Origin of the sequence: Kribbella hippodromi, assembly GCF_039531045.1 — a bacterium.
Taxonomy (GTDB): domain Bacteria; phylum Actinomycetota; class Actinomycetes; order Propionibacteriales; family Kribbellaceae; genus Kribbella; species Kribbella hippodromi.
Genome location: NZ_BAAAPH010000013.1, coordinates 125,324 through 146,628 on the forward strand (window position 1 = coordinate 125,324; position 21,305 = coordinate 146,628).

The 21,305-nt window shown below is 68.6% G+C and carries 20 protein-coding genes; 5 read left to right on the forward strand and 15 right to left on the reverse strand.

Going from position 1 to position 21,305, the window contains the following annotated elements:
- Nucleotides 1–54 precede the first annotated feature (54 nt).
- Nucleotides 55–1,605 carry a dolichyl-phosphate-mannose--protein mannosyltransferase gene (locus ABD260_RS20965; RefSeq protein WP_344235612.1) on the forward strand — a complete coding sequence of 517 codons (1,551 nt, stop codon included), beginning with the start codon at nt 55–57 and terminating at the stop codon, nt 1,603–1,605.
- 76 nt (nt 1,606–1,681) lie between these two features.
- Here ABD260_RS20965 and ABD260_RS20970 read toward each other — a convergent pair whose 3' ends face one another.
- From ABD260_RS20970 to ABD260_RS21035, 14 genes are all read right to left on the reverse strand, one after another.
- The gene (locus ABD260_RS20970; protein WP_344235379.1) at nt 1,682–2,350 is read right to left on the reverse strand and encodes a DUF1707 SHOCT-like domain-containing protein; all 669 of its coding nucleotides are present in this window, start codon (nt 2,348–2,350) and stop codon (nt 1,682–1,684) included.
- A 215-nt stretch (nt 2,351–2,565) separates the two neighbouring features.
- Nucleotides 2,566–3,720 (reverse strand): MFS transporter, encoded by a 1,155-nt coding sequence (locus ABD260_RS20975; RefSeq protein WP_344235381.1) that lies wholly within the window; start codon nt 3,718–3,720, stop codon nt 2,566–2,568.
- Between the two features lie 146 nt (nt 3,721–3,866).
- Nucleotides 3,867–4,676, reverse strand: coding sequence for a Rossmann-like domain-containing protein (locus ABD260_RS20980; protein WP_344235383.1), 810 nt, complete (start codon nt 4,674–4,676; stop codon nt 3,867–3,869).
- The gene (locus ABD260_RS20985) at nt 4,673–5,422 is read right to left on the reverse strand and encodes a phytanoyl-CoA dioxygenase family protein (RefSeq protein ID WP_344235385.1); all 750 of its coding nucleotides are present in this window, start codon (nt 5,420–5,422) and stop codon (nt 4,673–4,675) included. Before ABD260_RS20985 ends, ABD260_RS20980 begins: the two co-directional genes overlap by 4 nt.
- 3 nt (nt 5,423–5,425) lie before the next feature.
- Complete coding sequence (locus ABD260_RS20990; protein ID WP_344235387.1) at nt 5,426–6,490, reverse strand: pyridoxal-phosphate dependent enzyme; 1,065 nt, start codon at nt 6,488–6,490, stop codon at nt 5,426–5,428.
- Entirely contained in the window at nt 6,487–8,085 is a 1,599-nt protein-coding gene (locus ABD260_RS20995) for an ABC transporter ATP-binding protein (RefSeq protein ID WP_344235389.1), read from the reverse strand. The genes ABD260_RS20990 and ABD260_RS20995 overlap by 4 nt, the downstream gene beginning before the upstream one ends.
- Nucleotides 8,082–8,879: an ABC transporter permease gene (locus ABD260_RS21000; protein ID WP_344235391.1), complete on the reverse strand. Its 798-nt coding sequence runs from the start codon at nt 8,877–8,879 to the stop codon at nt 8,082–8,084. The genes ABD260_RS20995 and ABD260_RS21000 overlap by 4 nt, the downstream gene beginning before the upstream one ends.
- Nucleotides 8,876–9,814, reverse strand: a complete 939-nt coding sequence (locus ABD260_RS21005; protein WP_344235393.1) for an ABC transporter permease — start codon at nt 9,812–9,814, stop codon at nt 8,876–8,878. Before ABD260_RS21005 ends, ABD260_RS21000 begins: the two co-directional genes overlap by 4 nt.
- Nucleotides 9,815–11,347 carry an ABC transporter substrate-binding protein gene (locus ABD260_RS21010; RefSeq protein ID WP_344235394.1) on the reverse strand — a complete coding sequence of 511 codons (1,533 nt, stop codon included), beginning with the start codon at nt 11,345–11,347 and terminating at the stop codon, nt 9,815–9,817.
- Between the two features lie 141 nt (nt 11,348–11,488).
- The gene (locus tag ABD260_RS21015; RefSeq protein WP_344235395.1) at nt 11,489–11,989 is read right to left on the reverse strand and encodes a MarR family winged helix-turn-helix transcriptional regulator; all 501 of its coding nucleotides are present in this window, start codon (nt 11,987–11,989) and stop codon (nt 11,489–11,491) included.
- A 43-nt stretch (nt 11,990–12,032) separates the two neighbouring features.
- Nucleotides 12,033–12,854: a copper resistance D family protein gene (locus ABD260_RS21020; protein ID WP_344235397.1), complete on the reverse strand. Its 822-nt coding sequence runs from the start codon at nt 12,852–12,854 to the stop codon at nt 12,033–12,035.
- Nucleotides 12,855–13,045: 191 nt separating this feature from the next.
- On the reverse strand, nt 13,046–13,570 hold the full coding sequence (locus ABD260_RS21025; protein WP_344235399.1) for a copper resistance CopC family protein: 525 nt from the start codon (nt 13,568–13,570) through the stop codon (nt 13,046–13,048).
- Between the two features lie 2 nt (nt 13,571–13,572).
- Complete coding sequence (locus ABD260_RS21030; RefSeq protein ID WP_344235401.1) at nt 13,573–14,316, reverse strand: YcnI family copper-binding membrane protein; 744 nt, start codon at nt 14,314–14,316, stop codon at nt 13,573–13,575.
- Between the two features lie 48 nt (nt 14,317–14,364).
- Nucleotides 14,365–14,898, reverse strand: a complete 534-nt coding sequence (locus tag ABD260_RS21035) for a hypothetical protein (RefSeq protein ID WP_344235403.1) — start codon at nt 14,896–14,898, stop codon at nt 14,365–14,367.
- A gap of 88 nt (nt 14,899–14,986) precedes the next feature.
- Between ABD260_RS21035 and ABD260_RS21040 the strand changes: the two genes are divergently transcribed.
- The 3 genes from ABD260_RS21040 to ABD260_RS21050 all read left to right on the forward strand — a co-directional run bounded on the left by ABD260_RS21040 (nt 14,987) and on the right by ABD260_RS21050 (nt 18,809).
- Nucleotides 14,987–15,823 carry an ROK family protein gene (locus ABD260_RS21040; RefSeq protein ID WP_344235405.1) on the forward strand — a complete coding sequence of 279 codons (837 nt, stop codon included), beginning with the start codon at nt 14,987–14,989 and terminating at the stop codon, nt 15,821–15,823.
- Nucleotides 15,824–15,858: 35 nt separating this feature from the next.
- Nucleotides 15,859–16,527 (forward strand): pentapeptide repeat-containing protein, encoded by a 669-nt coding sequence (locus ABD260_RS21045; RefSeq protein WP_344235407.1) that lies wholly within the window; start codon nt 15,859–15,861, stop codon nt 16,525–16,527.
- Nucleotides 16,528–16,592: 65 nt separating this feature from the next.
- Complete coding sequence (locus ABD260_RS21050) at nt 16,593–18,809, forward strand: NADP-dependent isocitrate dehydrogenase (protein ID WP_344235409.1); 2,217 nt, start codon at nt 16,593–16,595, stop codon at nt 18,807–18,809.
- A 58-nt stretch (nt 18,810–18,867) separates the two neighbouring features.
- Here ABD260_RS21050 and ABD260_RS21055 read toward each other — a convergent pair whose 3' ends face one another.
- Nucleotides 18,868–19,617 carry a hypothetical protein gene (locus tag ABD260_RS21055; RefSeq protein WP_344235411.1) on the reverse strand — a complete coding sequence of 250 codons (750 nt, stop codon included), beginning with the start codon at nt 19,615–19,617 and terminating at the stop codon, nt 18,868–18,870.
- A 274-nt stretch (nt 19,618–19,891) separates the two neighbouring features.
- Here ABD260_RS21055 and proS point away from each other — a divergent pair, with 274 nt between their 5' ends.
- Nucleotides 19,892–21,304 (forward strand): proline--tRNA ligase, encoded by a 1,413-nt coding sequence (proS, locus tag ABD260_RS21060; RefSeq protein WP_344235413.1) that lies wholly within the window; start codon nt 19,892–19,894, stop codon nt 21,302–21,304.
- The last annotated feature ends 1 nt before the right edge of the window (nt 21,305 follow it).

Here is a 21,305-nt window from a genome sequence, read left to right on the forward strand (position 1 = left end):
CGGGACGTGCTCGGGCGGCGGCTGCCGCCGCTCAAGGAGCGGTTGTACCCGGCGATGCCGAAGGACTTCGACGGCGGCTGGATCGCGACGCTGGTGATCACCGTCCTGGCCGGGGTGCTGCGGTTCTGGCACCTGAGCAACCCGGTGAAGTTCGTCTTCGACGAGACGTACTACGCCAAGGACGCGTTCAGCCTGCTCAAGTTCGGGTACGCGCGGCAGTTCATCGACCAGCCGGAGGGTGCCGCCGACAAGGCGATCCTGAGCGGAAACCTGGACGTCTTCAAAGACACGCCGAGCCTGACCGTACACCCCGAGGTCGGCAAGTGGATGATCGCTGCCGGTGAGCAACTGTTCGGGATGAACACGTTCGGCTGGCGGTTCATGCCGGCCCTGTTCGGCACCCTGACGGTGCTGCTGCTGATCCGGACCGTCCGCCGGATGACCCGCTCCACCCTGATCGGCGCGATCGCCGGGCTACTGCTCGCGGTCGACGGCCTGCACTTCGTGATGTCGCGGGTCGCGCTGCTCGACATCTTCCTGGCGTTCTGGCTGGTCGCGGCCATCTCCTGCCTGGTCGCGGACCGGGACTGGACGCGCCGCCGGCACGCCGAGTCGCTGGACACCCCGACCCCGGACGGTGCACGCCGCACGATCGGCCGCTGGCTGCTGGTCCGGCCGTGGCGGATCGCGGCCGGGGTCTGCTTCGGGCTCGCGCTCGGCACCAAGTGGTCGGCGGTCTGGACCCTGGCCGCGTTCGGCATCCTGGTGTTCGCGTGGGACTTCGGCGCCCGGCGCGCGCTCGGCGTCCGGTTCGCGTTCGTGAAATCGGCGCTCGTCGACGGCGTCCCGGCGTTCGTCAGCCTCGTACTGGTCGCGGGCGTGACGTACGTGGCGACGTGGACCGGCTGGCTGCTGCACGACAACGCGTACGACCACAACTGGGCCGCCAGCAATCCGGCCCATGGCGTGATGAAGGTCGTACCCGACGACTTCCGGTCACTGATCGAGTACCACAAGGAAGTGCTCGCGTTCCACACCGGTGACTACATCAAGCACGCCACCCACCCGTACCAGTCGAACCCGGCCGGCTGGCCGATCATCGCGCGCCCGATCGGGTTCGACGCGGTCAACGACATCAAGCCTGGTACGCCGGGCTGCAACGCGCCGGCCGGGACGAACTGTCTGCAGGTGATCTCTGCCCTGGGCACGCCACTGCTCTGGTGGGGCGGCGCACTGGCGCTGCTCGCGGCGCTGGTGTTCTGGATCGGCAGCCGGGACTGGCGGTACGGCGTGCCGATCGTCGGTTTCGTCACCTGCTGGGTGCCGTGGTTCGCGTTCGACGACAGACCGATCTTCTTCTTCTACGCCGTGACGATGATCCCGTTCACGGTGATGGCGCTGTCGCTCGTCCTCGGCAAGATCCTCGGCCCGGCGCGTACCGCTCTCAGTACGGCGACCCCGCGCCGGCTGATCGGCAGCGCGGTCGTCGGCGCGTTCGTCGTACTGGTGGTGCTGAACTTCGCCTACATCTGGCCGATCCTGACCGACAAGGTCCTCCCCCACCCGGACTGGCTCAACCGCATGTGGTTCAAGTCCTGGATCTGAGGTCCACCTCGGCGCGTACCCAGGAACATCCGTCCAGCTCGGTGGGTACGTCGAAGTCGGCTGAGACGAACACGGCTCAGTGTCCCAGGTGGCGTTTGTTCTTCTTGCCGTGGCGTTTGGCGGAGGATTGGCCGCCTACGCCGCCGAAGAGGGCCAGGCCCTTGACGACGACGACCGGGGCGTTCGGGTCGGGGTCGGAGCTGCCGCGGGCGCCGAAGCCGCCGAAGATGCCGACGCCTTCGTTACGCACCGTCACGCCCTCGGGGACGGTGATGTCGATCCCGCCGAACACCGCGAACGCCCAGATCGTCACCTCGCGGCCCTCGAACACCGCATCCGTCATGTCCAGGTCGTGCCCGCCGAAGACCGCGATCGCGTTGGTCCGGCGCTTCACCCGCCAGCGGCCGTTCCGCTCACCGCCGCCGAAGATCGCGACCATGTTGTCCAGGCTCGCGTTCGGGTCGGCCGGCTCCTCGATCGGGACCGGGCTGTTTCCGGTGGCCGCGACCGGCTGCGGCACCGGCGCCGGCGCGGCCTGACCGGGGACGACCAGGTCGCGGGTGATCGGCTCGAGTTCGCCGAGGGTCTTCGCCTGCAGGGTCTGCTCCAGCCGGTCGGCGTGCTCGTCCTGCGACAACCGCCCCGACATCAGGGCTTCCCGCAGTACGTCGACCACCTGGTCACGATCGATGTCGGACGCCCGCAGGTGCGCGTGCGGATGCGGGCGATCGGGCAGGTTCTCCATAACCCTGAACGATATATCGAGTCCGCCCGATCCGAACCACCGTGACAACCCTGAACCCGCCCCCACCAACCCCTGACTTGGCCGACAGTCGCAGGTCGACAGTACGTATAAGTCCACTGCACCAGCCCGCAGGCGTGACGACCACCTGGACAGTGGCCCAGTGGACACATACGTACTGTCGACCTGCCGCACGGGCGACGGGCGGGGTGGGTTTGTCAGGGGCGGACTTTTAGGGCGCAGAGGAGGGCGATCAGGGTTAGGGCGGCGAAGGTGGCGGCGGTGCCGGGGTAGTTGGCCAGGGCCAGGCCGAGGCCGCCGATGGCGGCGCCGAGGAAGGTGCCGAGGCTCATGCCGGCGGCGTTGACGCTGAGCGCGGAGCCGCGGAGGCCGCCGCTGCGGCGGACCAGCAGCGTGGTGACGCAGGCGGCAACCGTGGCGTGGCTGGCACCCATCAGGGCGGTCAGGAACAACGTCAGCGGCAACGACGGCGAGAAGTAGAACGCCGACACCGCGACCAGCGCGGTGGCGATGCCGATCACGAGCATCTTCTCGGGACCGATCCACGGGCGGTCCGCGGCAATGTACCGGCCGGCGAGGAGGTTGCCGAGGAAGAACGACGCTCCGCTCAACGACCAGACCAGCGCGAACCACCCCGGCGCCAGGTCGAACTTCTCGTCGTAGAACGCGGCGAGGTACGCCAGGTACCCCATGAACGCCGCGGTCCGGAGCATCGCGATCGCGAGCAGCGGGAGGGCGCCGGGGACCCGGGCGAGTGCGCGGTACGTGGCGAGGTAGCTCATCCGCTCGTTCTTGGTGATCGCTGGTTTGCGGCCGCGGCCACGCCAGAAGAACGCGGCGGAGAGTACGAGCGAGATGACTGAGGCAGCGAGCAGGTTTCCGCGCCAGCCCCAGATCAGGCCGGGACCGGCGAGTACGGGGGCGGCGAGCATGGCCATGGCCGAGGTGGTCGCGGAGACGAGGGTCGCGGCGCGGCCGGCGGCGGCTGGGGAGGTGAAGCGGTCGGCCGCCGCGGCGCCGATCGAGGGGGCGAGGATGGAGGTCGACGCGCCGATCAGGAGGCAGAAGCCGGCCAGGGCGAAAACGTTGCCGATGGCTCCTAATGCGGCCGAGATGCCCAGCAGGGCGAGGCCGCCGGCGGCTACCAGTTCGCGGGGCGCCCGGTCCATGAGGGGTGCGAGGGATACGCCGGCCGCGAGTGCCGCTAGTCCGCCGAGCCCCCGCAGCCCGCCGATCTCCGCGACACTCCCACCGGCGGCGCCGGCGATCGGTACCAGGTACATCCCGAACACCGTGAACGGGATCAAGCTCACGGTTGAGGCAAGCAGAAAAGGCCACAAGCGCCGAGCCATCTTCAAATCCCCAGGCACTTCCGCAGAGGTGGGCGCGGAGGCGGAGGTGGGCGCGGTGGGTGGGGTTCTGGTGAGGGGGGTGGGGGCGTACGCCGAACCGCCGGGGGGTGCCTGTACTCCGGTGGGGTGGTTGTGGTTTTGGGTGGTCATTCGGCCGTCCTGTAGCGGTAGAGGCTGCTCGGGCGGGAGCTGAACTGGGAGAAGGGGAATGGTTCGGCGGAGAGGGCGGTGACGCCGGACGGGAGGAAGGCGCGGGCGACCGCGCTTCCGGTTTGGGCGTAGATGGCCAGGGGCTTTGATTGCTCACGGCAACGAGAAAGGAGGATATCGAAGGAACCGTTGGACAGCGTCATTCCGGTGGCGACGACCGCGTCGGCGGCGTCGATCACCTCGGTCATGTCGCGGCTGACCGGCAGGCCGGAGGCGGTCTCGCGGAGGTTGAAATCGCAGGGCAGACAGGTCCCACCCCGCGCGGTGATCGCGTCGACGAGCGGGTTCACCACCCCGATCAGCGCAACCTTGGTGCCTTCGGCAACCTCCAGCAGTCCGGCGACGGCCGCATCCCGGGCCCGGGCGCGGACGTCCGGCGTACCGGCCGGCAGCACGACCTCCTCGGCGTACGGCGACTCGTGATGCGGTTCGACCGCCGCCAGGTACGCATCCAGCGCCGCGATCCGCACCGGCAGCGGATCATCGGACGAAAGGACATCGGCCAACGTACGCCCGGAAGTGTCCGCGCAGAACGACGGCTCCAACTCGTCGGCCTCGAACGAGCAAGCACCGAAAACCTCGCCCACGCGGAGCAGCACGTAATAGTTCCGGTACGTCACCGCGGCGCCCGGCAACCGCGTCGTGTGATGCAGCCAAAAGGCACTCGTGATGTCGAAGTCCGCCGGCGACGGCCCGTACGACCCGTCGAGAACGCACGCGGTCAGTTCGGCAACGGAGGCAGTCATGGGAGATCGACCAACCTTTCAGGGTTGTAATGCAAGGCGGATAACTCAGGCCGGCCCGAAGGCTGGAAGCAGTAGAGGAGGGATCGGCGGTCGGTGGCCGTGCGGTTCGGCGCCGAGCGGTGGATCATCAGGCCGGGGAACATCAGCACCGAGCCGGCCGGCGCTTCCACCGTGACCGCGCGGGATTCGTCCACAACCGTTGGATCGACCAGCAACCCGGTCGGGTCCAGCGGATCACGGCGGACCGGACCTTCGGCGGGACTGCCTGGAATCAACGTCATCGCGCCGTTTTCGACCGTGTTGTCGTCGAGCATCACGATCGCGGTCGCGATGTCGTACGCCGCCGCGCCGCAGCACCCGTACCAGTACGGGAAGTCCTGATGCCACGCGAACTCCGATCCGACGCCGGCGCGCTTGAAGTTCAGTTTCGCCACGAACCGCCCGGCCGGTGCCCCGATCAACGAACTCATCGGCTCGACCAACCTTGGCTCACCCCACAACGACTCCAGCAAGGGGTCCAAATGCGAGACCGGCGACAGACTGCGGACCGCCTTGCCGACGGCGTCCGGCTCCCAGTGGATCGTGGTCCCGCGGACGGTCTCCAGCCGGTGCCCGTCCGGCCAGACGTTGACCGTCGTCTCCCCGGCCTCGGCCGCCGAGACGACCTCCGCGTGCACCCGCTCGACCACGTCCCGCAAGCGATCGACCTCAGCCGCCGTGAACAGCTCCCGAAGCAACACAGTCACAGGTTAATGCGACGGAGTCGCAGATGGGAACTCCGCGCGCCGCAGCAGTCCGGATTCGCGCCGATCCCACGCCATCGCCGACCACGGCACCGCGAGCTCGTCCAGCGAGTCGATCTCGCGCGGCCGCATCGACGCCAGCGGCCGCGCCTCGGAATGCCGGGAAAAAGCGGACTCGACGTACCGCGTCCCGGTGTCCGCGGCCAGGAACACGTGCTTCCGGCCCCGGTCGCAGTTGTGTTCCCACAATGCGGACAGGTACGCCGCTCCGGCCGACAGGCCCGCGAACACTCCGGACGTACGGAGCAGGTCCACCGCCGCCGACATCGCGTACTCGAACGAAATCCAGTGCATCCGGTCGTACAGCTCGTGCCGTACGTTCCGGAACTCGATCGAGCTGCCGATCCCGGCGATGATCATGTCCGGGTCCTGGGTGTGCCCGGCCCCGAACGTCACGCTCCCGAACGGCTGCACCCCGACCAGGTCGACGTCCCGCCCCCACTCCCGCAGGTACGCGGCGATCGCGCCGGTGGACGCCCCGGTCCCGACGCCACCCACCAAGCACAACGGCCCGCTGGGTACGAGGGACGCGACCAGGTCCGCGACCGCGCGATACCCGAGGTAGTGGATGTCGTCGTGGTACTGCTGCATCCAGTGGTACGTCGGATTGTCCCGCAGGATCTCACCGATCCGCCGGACCCGGAGGTTCTGGTCGAGTTGGAGATTGTTCGACGACGGCACCTGTTCGACGGTTGCGCCGAGGATCTCCAGCTGGATCTTCAACGTCCGATCAACGGTGGTGGACCCAACGATGTGACACTTCATCCCGTACCGGTGGCAGGCCAGCGCCAGCGCGTGCGCGTAGATCCCGCTCGAGCTGTCGATCAGCGTGTCCCCGGGGTGCACGCGGCCGGTGTCCAGCAGGTGCCGTACGGCGCCGAGCGCGGAATGTACCTTCATCGTCTCGAACCGCAGGCAGATCAGGTCCTCTTCCGGACTGTCGCCGGACCGGACGCGGATCGGGTCCGGGTCCTTGATCGCCTCCGCCAAATGGTCGTGCAGTCGCGTCATCGGCGCGGTTCGCTCCTTGAGTCGGGGGATAGCACGGGCGGAGTCTCGGGCCGGCCGATCCGGGCGGCGTCGACCAGCCGCCGGGTCAGGTGGTGGCGTGGTGCGGTCATCAGCGTCGCGGGCGGTCCCTGCTCGACCACGCGGCCGGCGTCCAGTACGAGCACCTCATCGGCGACGGCCGCGACCAGACCGAGGTCGTGGCTGATCCAGATCAGTGCGGTGCCGCGCGCTTTCAGCTCGGCAAGCAGATCGAGTACGAGTGCCGTACCGCGATCGTCCAAGGCGGTGGTGATCTCGTCGCAGATCAGTACGTCGGGCTCGGCCAGTACTGCACGAGCAAGCGCGGCGCGTTGCAGCTCGCCGCCGGACAGCCGGCTCGGTGGGCGGCTCGCGGTGATCGCGGCGACGCCGAGGCGGGCCAAGGTGGCGACGGCCTCGGTGTACGCGGGTTCGGCGCCGAGGCCCCGGAGCCGTTGCGCGGTACGAGCGACCTGCTGATCCACCGGCCGGCGTTCGTCGAATGAACCGCGGACCTCCTGCCAGACGTACTGGACGCGGCGGTTCTGCTCGGCGGTACGGCGGCGCAGCACCGGCAGCTGTTCTTCGTCGAGGAGGATGCGGCCGGTGAAGCGCTCGTGCAGGCCGGCCAGGCAGCGGGCGAGCGTGGTCTTGCCGCTGCCGGAGCGGCCGACGACGCCCAGGCAGGTGCCGGCGCGGACGTCGAGGTTTATCTCGTGCAGGACCGGATCACGGCCGCGCGGCCGCAGCGCTGCTGACAGGTTCATTGCCTTAAGCAACGACTGCCGGGCGGTGGTGGTTCCCGGCGCGGGCAGGTCGGGGGACGCTTCGAGTACGTCGGTACCGCCCGTGTGGACGACTCGCCCAGCGGAGAGGACGACGACCTGGGTGGCGAGGGCGCGGACCAGGTCGAGATCGTGACTCAGCAGCAAGATGCCCAGTCCGGTGGCGGCGAGGTCGCGGAGCTCGTGGACGAGTTGCAGCCGGGTGATCGAGTCGAGACCGGTGCTCGGTTCGTCCAGGACGAGCACCTTCGGACGGCAGGCCAGCGCCTGAGCCAAGGCGACCCGCTGCCGCTGCCCCCCAGAAAACTGATGTGGAAACCGCCGAAGAGTCGCCCGGTCAGCGCCCGCCGCCGCCGCCCGCGCGGGGCGGGGCGGCTCGGCTGCAATCAGCTGCCGTGGCACCGTCAGCTGCGCGGCGCGGACTGCTTCTTCTACATCCCCTCCGTGCAGGCCGGCCAGCTCGCGGAGCGTGGTACCAATCCGTCGGGCAGGGTTCAACGCACTGCCGGGATGCTGCGGCATGTACGCAACCCCACGGCCCCGGACACCCACCGCCGCCCGCGTCACCCCGTTGCCGTCGACAACCACTTCCCCGTCGACCGCAACGTGACCCGCAAGCCGTACGCCATCGCCATGCTCCCCCAGCAACGCCAACGCCGACGTAGTCTTCCCCGACCCCGACGCCCCCACCAGCGCGGTGACCTCCCCCGCCACAACCTCGAACGACACCCCGTCGACCAGTACGGCGTCACCAACCGTCGCTCTCAGCTCCTTGACCCGCACCAACGTCATACCGAACTCCCCACCAGCCGCCGCGACCGATGCACCAGTCGATCGGCCAGCAGGTTGAACCCGAGCGTGAACGACACCAGCAGCACCGCGGGCGCCAGCACCGACCACGGCTGCAACAGCAACCCTTCACGATTACGCGAAATACTGACCGCCCAGTCCGGCGCGGTCGGGCTCAACCCCAACCCGAGAAAGTTGACCGAAGCAACCAAGAACACCGCCAGCGTGATCCGCGTACCCAGATCAGCGGCAACCGGCCCAAGCACCGACCGCCCAACGTACCCGAGCTGGATCGCGACCCACGACTCCCGCTGCATCTGAAGCGCCTCAACCACCGGCCCACTAGCCGCATCCAGCGCCGCCGCCCGCACCAGCCGCGCGACCGTCGGCACGTTCACCATCGCCACCGCGACCGTGATCGCCAACGCCGACGCCTGCCACCCGACGGCAACCACGCTGATGACCAGCAATGACGGCAGCGGCAGCAGTACGTCGAGCGGCCGCATCAACCCTTCGTCCAGCCATCGATGCCGAGTGGACGCCGCCGTGAGACCGATCAGTCCGCCGACCACGTACGCCAGCACAACCGCACCGAACGCCATCCCCAACGCGGTCCGCCCACCGACCAGCAGCAGCCCAAGAACGTCCCGCCCCAACCCGTCGGTCCCCAGCAAACCTTCCGAGGAGTACGGCAACCCCGGCGCGACCTCGTACGGCAGCAACGGCCCGAGCACCGCGATCGCCAACGGCACCACGACCAGCACGGCCGATGCGCTCGCCCCGATCCACCGCCTCATCGCAGCAACTCCGTCCGCGGCACCAGCCGATTGCACGTGAGGTCCGCCGCCAAGTTGATCAGCAACGCAGCCACGGCCAGCGTCAGCGTCAGCGCCTGCACCACCGGGATGTCACGCGTCTCGACGCCGTCGACCAGTGCGGTCGCGAAACCAGGAATCGCGAAGATCGCCTCCACGACCAAGACCCCGCCCAGCAGCGTGTCACCCGTACGCGCCAGCTCCTGGATGCCCGGCACGGCCGCATTCGGCAGGACGTGGCGCAACAAGAGCCGCCGGCGCGGTACGCCGAGGCGCCGCGCCTGCGCCACATACTCGGCGTTCAGCGCGGTGATCGTCCCGGCGCGGACCTGACGTGACAGCAGGCAGACCGTACGCCCGAAGAGAACGGCGACCGGAAGCACGAGCAACGCCGGACTGGCCAGCAAGTTGCCGCCAATCCAGGTCGCGGGCAGCCAGCCGAGCTTCAGCGCGAACACCGCTACTAGGACGACCGCGATCACGAAGTCCGGGATGGCCGACAAGGCCAGGGTGATCGAGGTGATCGTCCGGTCCAGGCGCCCGTTCTCGCGGGTACCCATCACGATGCCGAGGGCAACGGCCAGCGGTACGACCACGCCCAGCGTCGCGAGGGTGAGTACGAGCGTCGCGCCGATCGAGCTCCGGACGATGCCGGCCACCGGTCCCCCGCTGATCAACGAGGTGCCGAGATCGCCGCTGAACACATTTCCCAGCCAATGGACGAAGCGCTCCGGCGCCGGCTGATCCAGACCGAGCTCATCGCGGAGCCGCGCGACCTGCTCCGGCGACAACGTCTCGGTGAACCGGAGATCAGCCGCGTCACCCGGCAACAACGAGGTGAGGACGAACACCAGCACCGAAAGCACGGCAAGTTGAACTACTGCGAGCAGACCACGTTGGACGGCGTACGCCCGCATTCAGGTCAGCCACACCTTGTCGAACCGGCCCTGGTCCAGAGTGTTCGGCGGGGCCGCCTGCACGCCCTGCACTTTTGCCGACACCGCGACCAGATAGTCCGGCAGGCCCCACGCCAAGATCCCGCCCTCGTCCCGCAACGTCTTCTGCAGTACGCCGTACTTCGCCGCCCGCTGCGCCTCGTCGGTCGTCGCCCGCGCCGCGGCGAACGCGGCATCGAACGCCGGTCGCCGCCAGTGCGTCACGTTGAACGGCGAATGCGTCAGCAGCCGATCGGTGAAGTACTGCGGGATCGGCATCGCGCCGGACCGATGGTTGCCGATAGCACCCTTCGTCAACAGGTCCTTCGCGTACGTCTGCGGGCTGCCGGTCGTGACCTTCAACCGTACGCCGGCTTCCGCGACCTGCTCCGCGAACAACGTCGCCGCCTCGACGAACCCGGCCGACGCGTCCGCGGTGAAGATCTCGACCTGCTTGCCGACCAGCCCGGCCTTCGTCAGCAGCGCCTTCGCCTTGTCGACGTCGCGCTCCCGGGCGGGCAGCTCGGCCGGGTAGTACTGGTATCCCTTGCCGAAAAGGTCGTTCCCGACCTCACCGCGCCCGGCGAGTACGACGTCGACCAGCCGTTGCCGATCCGCGAGCAGCTTGAACGCGAGTCGTACGTCCGGGTTGTCGAACGGCGGCTGGTCGACCTTCATCACGAACGCCTGCATCATGCTGGCCTTCGCCGCCACGATCTTCACGGTGCGACCGGCCTCGGCCGTCCGTGCGAAGGTCGCGGTCATGTCGTTCGCGTACTCGGCCTGACCGCCCTGGACGGCATTGGCCCGCGCTTCCGCATCGGCCGACAAGATCTGCAGTTCTTCGATCCGGGCCGGTTCGTCCCAGTAGCCGTCGTACCGAGTCGCGATCAGTGAACGGCCGGCCTCGAACGACGTGTACCTGAACGCGCCCGTACCGATTGGTTTGGTCGGATCCTTGAATCCGTTGCGCACGATCTGGGTGCCGATCCCGGCCAGCAAGGCGGGGAACTCGGCGTTCGGCGCGGTCAGTACGAGCTCGACCGTCGCGGGCCCGATCGCCTTGCTGCGCTTGAGATCCAGCGTCGCCAGCGACGACTGCGCGACCCGCTCCGGCACCGCCGGATCGGCGATCCGGGCCAGGCTGAACAGGACGTCCTCGGCGACCAGCTTCGCGCCGTCGTGGAAGGTCGCGTCCCGGAGGCTGAACCGCCAGGTCGTCGCGGTCCCGTCGTGTTCCCACTTCGAGGCCAGCCGCGGCACCGGCTTCAGATCCGGGCCGAGCTCGACCAGCTTCTCGTACATCGCCTTGTGCCGCGCGATGTCGACGAACAGGCTTTGAACGTGGGGATCGAGCACTTCCTTCGCGCCGCCGCCCGCGTACACCGCGCGCAGCCGGCCGCCTGATGTCGGCTGCGCGGCCGCCTCCCCGTCCGCTCCGCATCCCACCACGGCGGCCAGCCCGACTGCGCTGCCCAACCCCAGAAACCCACGCCTGCTCAGAGCCTCGGACATGCGCACCATCCTCACCTTTAGTGAAAACGATTGTCAAATCCAGCGCGCATCCGGACGAGACGTCCTCATTCTTTCCGCCGCCGTCCGCGATCGCCCTCCGTGACGGCGTGTCATCGGGTTCGCGGCGGTTGTTACTGGTGGTTACTCCTCGCAGTCCGCCGGGGTGTCGCAGTCCGCCGGGCCGCAGGTGACCGGGAGATCGGCGGCGATCCGGTCCAGCAAGGTGGTCAGTTGCTCTTGTTCCGCGATGCTCAGCCGGTCGAAGAAGTACGCGCGGACCGCCTCGACGTGATCGGGTGCGGCCGCGTCGATCGCCTTCCGGCCGAGCTCGGTGAGCCGGACCATCGAGCCGCGGGCGTCGTCGCTGCACTCCTCGCGGCAGACCAGGCCGCGCTTCTCCATCCGGCTGACCTGATGCGACAGGCGGCTGCGTTCCCAGCCGACCGAACGGCCGAGATCCCGGGTCCGGAGCAGGCCGTTCTCGGCTTCGGAGAGCGGGTGCAGCAGGGCGTAGTCGGCGCCGGAAAGGCCCGAATTACTGATCATTCGCGCTTCGAGCGCGCGCATCAGCTCGCGGTGCGTGTCGCGGTACGACAGCCAAAGTCGCGCCTCACGCTGGTCGAGCCACCGCGGTTCTGTCATCTGTCCAGTGTACGGAAGGCTATTGACGTGTCACCGAGTCGCTTCACGGTGTTCTCGACAGGGCTACGGCGAGGCCGATGGTGGCCGCCATGATCAGGAGTTCCACTGCCGCGAGTCGCCGGAAGGCCGCTTGATCGCCGGTCGCGAGCGTCGGCAGCGTACGCCGGCGATGCCACCATCCGACTGTGACCAGGATCGCGAAGGCGATGGTCTTGGCGAAGACCAAAGCGCCGTACCCGGTCGTGACCCACTGGGTGATCAGGCCCCAACCGCCTTGTCTGCCGTCCAGGTGGATCTCGGCGGTGAGCAGTCCGGAGATGCCCATGGTGATCGCGCAGCCCAGGGCGAGGGTGCTGAAGAGTTCGACTGCGGGGCGCCGGCGGGCGTAGCGGAGGACGGCTCCCAGACCGCCGACCCAGATGGTGGCTGCGGCTACGTGGATGACGAGTGATGTGGTGGCGAGGATGGACCAGACGCTGCTTCGGTTGACGGCGCCGTGGCCGGTCAGGAGGGGGCCGATCAGGGCGGCCAGGGTCAGTACGGCGGCTAGTTGGGCGCCGCGTTTGGTTTTGGTACCGCTGAGGACTACCGCCAGGACTGCGGTGAGGACGACCGCTGCCGCTAGTGCGCGGACCTGAGGTAGTTGGCCGGCTGGGGCGGCGTGTTCGGCGAGGTGTGAGAGCGGGATGCCGAGGATGACGGTCGCGGTGGCGATCAGGCCGGCGATGCTGGCCACTGCCCAGACACCGGCTGCCAGGGCGGCGTCCTGGCAGGCTCGGATCGCCGTGGTGCCTAGCTTTCCGTCCTTGGTCGGCAGGAAGAGGGCGACCGCCAGCACAGCGCCGCCGGTCGCCACCGCTGCCACGTCGGCGATTATCCGGAGCACCGGAACCGCCCAGGAAGCCCCGAGCCCCGCCCCCAGCAACCCATCCTCAGCCCGCTGCGGCGCACCCCCAGCAGCCACCAGCGCAATCACCATCACAACGATGCCAACAGCAACCATCACAAGTACAAATACCCCAGAATTCCCTACAGTGCTTGGGGTTTCGCGGGTGGTCATGAGGCTGGGCGGCGGCGGACGATTACTATGGCCAGGGCTACTACGACCAGCATGACCAGACACATGGCGACGATGGTTACTGTGCTGGAGCTGCTGTTGGACTGGCTTGCCGGCGTGGTGCCGGTCGGGTCGGTGCCAGGAGCGGTAGGTGCGTGACCGGCATGCGTGACCGTGAACGACCCGGTGACCGTGATCGGGTGCCCGTCGGCCGAGACGACCCGCGCCTCGACCTGGTACTTCCCGGCCTCGACCATCGCGCCGACCGGCTGTGTGACCGTGTTGTCGACCACCGTCAGGTCACCGTTCGCGACGTTCTTCCCGCTCGGTGCCTTCACCTGCACCTGCGTACCGTCGGACCCGACCGGTTCGCTGAAGGTCAGGATCACCTTCGTCGGCGGCGCCGCCATCGACGAACCATCGGCCGGCGTCATCGATTCGAGTTTGGCGTGCGCCGCCGCCACGCTGGTGGAAAGCACCAGCGTGAACAGCGACGCAACCAGAACCGCAATCAATCGGCGCACGATTACTTCCCGGACTCCGCGATCCCGGGCCCGGACTCCCCCGGACCGGACCCCGCCGGCGTGCCGGCCGCCACCGCGGGCTTCCGCGGCCGCAGGCCGAAGGCGAGCCCGAGCAGCCCGATCAGCAACCCACCCCCGCCGAGCCACCGCGCCAGCTTGTCAGTAGAGCTCGTGCTGTCGGCACTAGTCGCCGCCACCGGAGTGACCGCAGCCGTCAGCTTCAACGTCGGCGCCGGGTGCTCGGGCTCGGCAGCACCGTCCTTCGCGACGTCGGCCCACTTCACCACCTCCCCGTCGCTGTACGTCTGCTCGGTCGGGAAGCTCAACGCGTCGACCCCCTCCGGCAGCTTGCCGACCGACAGCGCGAACTCGTCGAAGTCGTTCGCCGGAATCCCGGTACCGGTAGCGGTCCAGGTGACCGTGGTGATCGCCTTGGTCAGCGTGACATCGCCGACCTTCACCGGCGCCGGCAGCTTCTCTTCCTTCTTCTCGACCTTCCAGCCGTCCTTCACCTGCGCACCGACATGCGCGAACGGGTGGTCCTTGGGCAGTGCGACGACGAGCTTGGTGGTGCTGGTGTTGTCGGACTCGGTCGGGACCCGGAAGACCAGCTTTCCGTACCCGCCGGGCTTGGCGTCCGGCGAGGACACCGACACGTGCGCCGACGCCGAGCTCGCGGCACCGATCACCACCAGGGCGGACGCCGCCACGATCGCGACAGCGCGCAGGGCGAATCTCTTGGGCATGGGAGAACCTTTCAAGGCATACGAGTGATCCGGCGCGGGTGGCCGGTGTCAAAGGGCGGATTGCACTCGTACGCCCGGAGGTCCGCGCCCGGAAACGCTCGACCCGAGCCGGGCACCGATCGGTACCCAGGACGCGAAGATGCCCGGTACGGCGCTGCCGTGCAGCCGGACCGGACGGAGGACCGGGAGTTGCGGCAACAACCGGGCGAACACGCGCAGTACGCGGCCCACCCAGCGGTGCGCGCGGGTGACCGCGAGGACGCCGGCCAGCAGTACGCCGAGGTGGGCGCACGTCATCATCAGACTGCTGCCGATCCCCGGCGACATCGCCATCCCGGCGTGCGTGCTCGCGGCGCCCAGCGCGACGTGCACGAACAGCTGGACGCCGGCCAGCACGAGCACGGTCAGCAACCGTTCGCCGGCCAAGTACTCACCGAGTAACCAGCACACCCCGGTCAGCGCTGCCATCGGCGCCAAGACGTTGAACGGCAAACCATCGCCACCGGCCCAGACGTGACCGACCACCGCCGTCACGACGCTCAGCGCCGCGACCACGGACGTCGTCCTGCTGTCGGTCGGCATTCCCATCCTCTCGCTCCAGTCACTCTACGGACAGGAGCCACCACGGGTTCCCCCAGTCCGTGATCGGGACGGCTGCGATGATGAGCGGATGGACGTAGCGGTGCTGGAAGTCGGGGGAAGTCATGCCACCGCGGCGGTGGTCACGCCCGGTACGTGGCAGGTGACCGAGGTGGATCGAGCCGAGCTCGAATCCCAGGCGGCGGCCGGGCAAGTGGTCGAGCAGCTCGCCGACGCGGCGCGGAAGTTGCCGCTGGCAAACGGGCTGGCGATCGCGTTGCCGGGGCCGTTCGACTTCGCTACCGGGGTCGCCTGGTACCGGGGGCAGGGGAAGTTCGACCAGTTGTACGGGTTCAATCTCGGCGCGGCGCTGCGTACCGAGCTGGGGATCGAGCGGGTGCTGTTCATGAACGACGCCGAGGCGTTCGCGGTCGGTGAATGGACGGCGGGGCAGGTCCGGGGCATCGAACGGTGTGTCGGCGTCACGATCGGGACCGGTATCGGTACGGCGTTCCTCGCGACCGGGCGGGTGGTTCGCGAGGGCAGCACGGTCCCGCCGGGCGGTGAGTTGTACAAGACGGCGTACGCCGGGAAGCCGCTGGAGGACTCCATCTCCGCCCGGGCGATCCTGCGCCGGTACGCCGAACGCACTGGTGCCGAAGCGCCCGGCGTGAAGGAGATCGCCGACCAGACGCGCGCGGGTGACACCGCCGCCCGGGAGGTGCTGCTGGCCGCCTTCACCGACCTTTCCGCCGCGCTGCAACCGTGGATCGACCGCTTCGGCGTGACGCAAACGGTCCTCGGCGGCTCGATCTCCGGCGCCTTCGACCTGGTCACCGAGGCCCTCACCTTCCCCGCCACCGCGACCGCAGACACCGAACGCTCCGCCCTCCGCGGCGTCGCCGCCCACTACCTCCGCACCGCCTAGCAAAGCTGTCGGCGCCGACAGCTACGGTCGGTGCCGTGAAGATCGCCGCGCCTCGTCTCCGTGCCCAGCTCGACTCCGCTCTTCCGGAGGAGATCGACGACGAGGAGCGGCTGCTCGATCTCGGCCTCGAGGACATCGACCTCAGCGATCTGGAGGCCGAGCATCTCGAGATCGGCGGCTGCCGGCTGACCCGCTGGAAACTGGCCGGTTCCGACCTGGACAAGCTGATCGTGGTGGACACCGAGCTCACCCAGTGCGACATCGCCAACGCCCGCTGGTCGGACGCGGCCCTCACCCGGGTCGCGATCACGGCGTCCCGGATGATCGGCTTCGCCGGCCCCGGGGCGAGCTTCCAGCACGTGACGGTCCGGGACACCGTGCTCGACTTCGCCTCGTTCCGGTTCGCGAAGTTTCACAAAGTCGAGCTGACGGACTGCCGCCTGCAGAACGCTGACCTCGTCTCCGCCGACCTGACCGGCGCGGTGTTCCGCCGCTGCGACCTCTCCGGCGTGGAGTTCTCCCAGGTCAAGGCGGCCAAGGCGGTCTTCGTGGACTGCACCTGGGAGGGCGCGAAGGGCCTCGCCTCGCTCGCCGGCGCGACCGTCGCGGCGTCGTCACCGATCGACACCCTGGCGTTCACCAGCGCGGTCACGGTCGCGGCCGGTATCCAGCTCGCCCACCCGGACGAGCTCGACCAGCCCTGACGACTCAGCGTGAGCCTCCCCACGCGACGGCTGACCGGGCCGGATCGCCCACTAGGGTGGGGCCTGTGACTGACTCGACGATCATCTACACCCACACCGACGAGGCTCCGGCACTCGCCACGTACTCGTTCCTCCCTGTCGTCCAGGCGTACGCCGGCCAGGCCGGTGTCGGCGTGCAGACCCGGGACATCTCACTGGCCGGCCGCATCCTCGCGGTCTTCCCGGAGTACCTCCAGGAGAACCAGCGGATCGCGGACGCGCTGACCGAGCTCGGCGAGCTGGCCAAGACGCCCGAAGCGAACATCATCAAGCTGCCGAACGTGTCCGCCTCGGTGCCGCAGCTGAAGGCGGCGATCGCCGAGCTGCAGGCCCAGGGGTACGCGCTGCCGGAGTACCCGGACGAGCCGAAGACCGACGCCGAGCGCGAGGTCCAGGCCCGGTACGACAAGGTCAAGGGCTCCGCGGTGAACCCGGTGCTGCGCGAAGGCAACTCGGACCGCCGTGCGCCCGCCTCGGTGAAGAACTACGCCAAGACCCACCCGCACCGGATGGGTGCCTGGAGCGCCGACTCGAAGACCAACGTCGCGACGATGGACACCGACGATTTCCGCGGCACGGAGAAGTCGGTGGTGATCGCGGCCGACGACACGCTGCGGATCGAGCTGGCCGGCGACGACGGCACCACGACCGTGCTGCGCGAGTCGATCCCGGTGCTCGCCGGTGAGGTCGTGGACGCGTCCGTACTGCATGTGGCCGCGTTGCGCGAGTTCCTGACCGCGCAGGTCGCCCAGGCGAAGGCCGACGACGTGCTGTTCTCCGTCCACCTCAAGGCCACCATGATGAAGGTGTCCGACCCGATCATCTTCGGTCACGTGGTGCGGGCCTTCTTCCCGAAGACGTTCGCCCAGTACGGCGATGTCCTCGCCAAGGCCGGTCTGACCCCGAACGACGGCCTCGGCGGCATCCTGCACGGGATCGCCACGCTGCCCGAGGGCGCCGAGATCAAGGCCTCGTTCGACGCCGAGCTGGCCGACGGCCCGAAGCTCGCGATGGTCGACTCGGACAAGGGCATCACCAACCTGCACGTCCCGTCGGACGTGATCGTGGACGCGTCGATGCCGGCCATGATCCGTACCTCCGGCCACATGTGGGGCCCGGACGGCGAAGAGCACGACACGCTGGCCGTACTGCCGGATCACAGCTACTCGGGCATCTACCAGGCCGTACTCGACGACTGCCGCGCGAACGGCGCGTTCGACCCGGCCACGATGGGCTCGGTGCCGAACGTCGGCCTGATGGCGCAGAAGGCCGAGGAGTACGGCTCGCACGACAAGACCTTCGAGATCCAGACCACCGGTACGGTCCGGCTGGTGAACGCGGCCGGCGAGGCCGTACTCGAGCAGACCGTCTCGGCCGGCGACATCTTCCGCGCCTGCCAGACCAAGGACGCCCCGATCCAGGACTGGGTGAAGCTGGCCGTGAACCGGGCCCGCGCCACCGGCGACCCGGCGGTGTTCTGGCTGGACGAGACCCGCGCGCACGACGCGCAGATCATCGCGAAGGTGCAGACGTACCTGTTCGAGCACGACACCGAGGGCCTGGATCTCCGGATCCTGGCGCCGGTGGACGCGATCAAGCTCTCGCTGGAGCGCATCCGCCGCGGCGAGAACACCATCTCGGTGACCGGCAACGTCCTGCGTGACTACCTGACCGACCTGTTCCCGATCCTCGAGCTCGGTACCAGCGCGAAGATGCTGTCGATCGTGCCGCTGATGGCCGGTGGCGGGCTGTTCGAGACGGGCGCGGGCGGTTCGGCGCCGAAGCACGTCCAGCAGCTGGTCAAGGAGAACTACCTGCGCTGGGACAGCCTGGGTGAGTTCTTCGCGCTGGCCGCGAGCTTCGAGCACCTGGCCCAGTCGACCGGCAACGCGCGGGCGCAGATCCTCGCCGACACCCTGGACCGGGCCACCGCCACGTTCCTGAACGAGGACAAGTCCCCGACCCGCCGCGTCGGCGGAATCGACAACCGCGGCAGCCACTTCTACCTGTCCCTGTACTGGGCGCAGGAGCTGGCCAAGCAGACCGACGACACCGACCTGGCCAAGGCGTTCGCACCGCTCGCGGAGACGCTCGCCGCGAACGAGCAGACCATCGTCGACGAGCTGATCGCCGTCCAGGGCAACCCCGCCGATCTCGGCGGGTACTACCAGCCGGATCCGGCCAAGGCGGCCGCGATCATGCGCCCCTCCAAGACCTGGAACGAAGCGCTCGCCGCCCTCTGATCACCCCACGAAAAGGGCCGCGGACAACTTGTCCGCGGCCCTTTCGCATCTCCAGAGGTCAGGACGTGAACGGAACGCGGGTCCAGCTGAGGACAGCCGGGGTACGCGGGTTGATGGTGACGCGGAGGTAGTCGTTGTCGCCGGTGGAGCCGTCTACGGTGATGCGGGACAGGTTTCCGGCGGGAGTGGTGACGCCGTAGAACTTGGTCCACAGTGATCCGGCCGCGAGCGGCTTGTCGCTGTTGTAGACGTGGCTGTCGCCGTTGAACAGGTACACCGGGCCACGGAAGTTCGCCGCCTCGCGGGCGATCTCCTGCACGATCGGCTGGAACGCGTAATAGTCGGCGAACGACGGGTTCGTCACGGTCGGGTCGAACATGTCCGCCTGGGTGAGCAGTACGACCGCCTTGTCGCGATCGCTCCGCGCCTGCGCGAAGGTGTCGCGGATGCTCTGCATGACGGCCGACGTACGGTTCAGTACCTCGGCGGTCTGCTCCGGCGTCGGAGCAGACTTGCCGGTCCAGGGCGCCATACTGTTGTTGCTGCCAACGATGTGCAGCGCGGCGAACGCGACCTCGCCACGGCTGAACCGGACGTCCTCCGGGATGCCCTGCGCGACCTGGCTCTGCACCTTCGCCGGGTGCTGACCGAGCGTCCTTCCGGGCTGCGGGAAGAACAGCTGCCGGATCTTCGCCAGCCGCTCCAACGGGTTGTACGCGCCGTTGTTGGCCCGATGGCAGTCGGTCCACTCGTTGTCCCCAACCGTGTACACGAGCGGGTCCGCGAACCGGTCGAACTGTGTCTTCACCTGAGCGAAGTACTCGTCACTGCAGACCGACGAACCGTCCTTGATGTCACCCAGATGAGCAACCAGCTTGACCGGCTTGTCCGACCAGGGCCAGGCAGGCGGCCAGTACTGGGGCGCGACGTACTCTCACTGCTTCCTCCAAGTCCGAGGGGATACGGGCCAACTTTTCGGGCTGCTGGTGAACGCTGCCGCACCGGTGGATGAACTTCAGCTCCTGAGCCGCCGCTCAGAAATGCGTGGCCGTGGCCGGGACCGGGTTCCTACACTGGCGGGCATGACCGATTCCCGAGCCGTGCTCGCTTCGCGGGCGACGGACTTCCCCCGCTGGTTCCAGGACGTGATCACCAAGGCCGAGCTCGCCGACAACGGGCCGGTCCGGGGGACCATGGTCGTGCGACCGTATGGGTACGGGATCTGGGAACTGTTGCAGGAGGCAATGAATCGGCGGATCAAGGCGACCGGCGCCGCGAACGCGTACTTCCCGCTGCTGATTCCGGAGAGCTACCTGCGCCGCGAGGCCGAGCACGTGGCCGGGTTCAGCCCGGAGCTGGCGGTGGTGACGCATGCCGGCGGCAAGGAACTCGAGGAGCCCGCGGTGGTGCGGCCGACCTCGGAGACGATGATCGGCGAGTACATGGCGAAGTGGGTGCAGAGCTATCGCGACCTGCCGCTGCTGCTGAACCAGTGGGCCAACGCGGTCCGCTGGGAGCTCCGCCCGCGACTGTTCCTCCGGACCACGGAATTCCTTTGGCAGGAAGGCCATACGGCCCATGCCACCGAGGAGGACGCCCGCGCGTACGCGACGCGAATCCTGTCCGAGGTGTACCGCGACGTGATGGTCAACCTGCTAGCGATCCCTGTCCTGGCTGGGCGAAAGACCAGGCGCGAGCGGTTCGCCGGCGCGATCAACACGATGACGCTGGAAGCCATGACCGGTGATGGCAAAGCACTTCAGCTGGGTACGGCGCACGAGCTCGGCCAGAACTTCGCGCGTGCGTTCGACATCGGCTACCTGTCCCGCGAAGGCAAGCGCGAGCTCGCCTGGACGACCTCCTGGGGCAGTACGACGCGCCTGGTCGGCGGGATGATCATGGTCCACGGCGACGACGCCGGCGTACGCGTCCCGCCCGCGGTCGCACCGATCCAGGTCGTCGTACTGGCTGTGAAGGACGAAACGATCGACGCGGCACGGACAATCGCCACCGGCCTCGAAGCGGCCGGCCTCCGCGTCACGCTCGACGATCGCGTCGACCAGCCGTTCGGCCGCCGCGCGGTCAACTGGGAGCTCAAGGGCGTACCGATCCGGATCGAACTCGGCCCCCGTGACCTGGCCGCCAACGTCGCCACCGTCGTACGCCGCCTGCGGGGGAACGGCAAATCCACGGTCGGGCTGGCGGACCTCATCAGTACTGTCACGACCGCCATCGATGACGACCAGGTGCACCTGCTGGCGGAGGCGTCCGCGCGGCAGGCGGAGCGGATCACCCCGGTCACCACCGTCGACGACGCGGTGGAAGCGGCAGCGTCCGGCTGGGCCAGCCTGCCGTACGCCACGCTCGGTGAGGAAGGCGAGGACCGCCTCGGCGAGTCGGGTATCACGGTCCGCTGCCTGCAGCGCCCGGACGGCTCGCTTCCGATCGAGGACACCGAGCCGGACCTGATCGCGTACGTGGCGCGCTCGTACTGAC

Bases quoted from the DNA above. Each gene is read 5' to 3' on its own strand.
- ABD260_RS20965 (WP_344235612.1), top strand. From the start codon at position 55: ATGCCGAAGGACTTCGACGGCGGCTGGATCGCGACGCTGGTGATCACC.
- ABD260_RS20970 (WP_344235379.1), bottom strand. From the start codon at position 2,350: ATGGAGAACCTGCCCGATCGCCCGCATCCGCACGCGCACCTGCGGGCG.
- ABD260_RS20975 (WP_344235381.1), bottom strand. From the start codon at position 3,720: ATGGCTCGGCGCTTGTGGCCTTTTCTGCTTGCCTCAACCGTGAGCTTG.
- ABD260_RS20980 (WP_344235383.1), bottom strand. From the start codon at position 4,676: ATGACTGCCTCCGTTGCCGAACTGACCGCGTGCGTTCTCGACGGGTCG.
- ABD260_RS20990 (WP_344235387.1), bottom strand. From the start codon at position 6,490: ATGACGCGACTGCACGACCATTTGGCGGAGGCGATCAAGGACCCGGAC.
- ABD260_RS20995 (WP_344235389.1), bottom strand. From the start codon at position 8,085: ATGACGTTGGTGCGGGTCAAGGAGCTGAGAGCGACGGTTGGTGACGCC.
- ABD260_RS21000 (WP_344235391.1), bottom strand. From the start codon at position 8,879: ATGAGGCGGTGGATCGGGGCGAGCGCATCGGCCGTGCTGGTCGTGGTG.
- ABD260_RS21005 (WP_344235393.1), bottom strand. From the start codon at position 9,814: ATGCGGGCGTACGCCGTCCAACGTGGTCTGCTCGCAGTAGTTCAACTT.
- ABD260_RS21010 (WP_344235394.1), bottom strand. From the start codon at position 11,347: ATGTCCGAGGCTCTGAGCAGGCGTGGGTTTCTGGGGTTGGGCAGCGCA.
- ABD260_RS21015 (WP_344235395.1), bottom strand. From the start codon at position 11,989: ATGACAGAACCGCGGTGGCTCGACCAGCGTGAGGCGCGACTTTGGCTG.
- ABD260_RS21030 (WP_344235401.1), bottom strand. From the start codon at position 14,316: ATGCCCAAGAGATTCGCCCTGCGCGCTGTCGCGATCGTGGCGGCGTCC.
- ABD260_RS21035 (WP_344235403.1), bottom strand. From the start codon at position 14,898: ATGCCGACCGACAGCAGGACGACGTCCGTGGTCGCGGCGCTGAGCGTC.
- ABD260_RS21040 (WP_344235405.1), top strand. From the start codon at position 14,987: ATGGACGTAGCGGTGCTGGAAGTCGGGGGAAGTCATGCCACCGCGGCG.
- proS (WP_344235413.1), top strand. From the start codon at position 19,892: ATGACCGATTCCCGAGCCGTGCTCGCTTCGCGGGCGACGGACTTCCCC.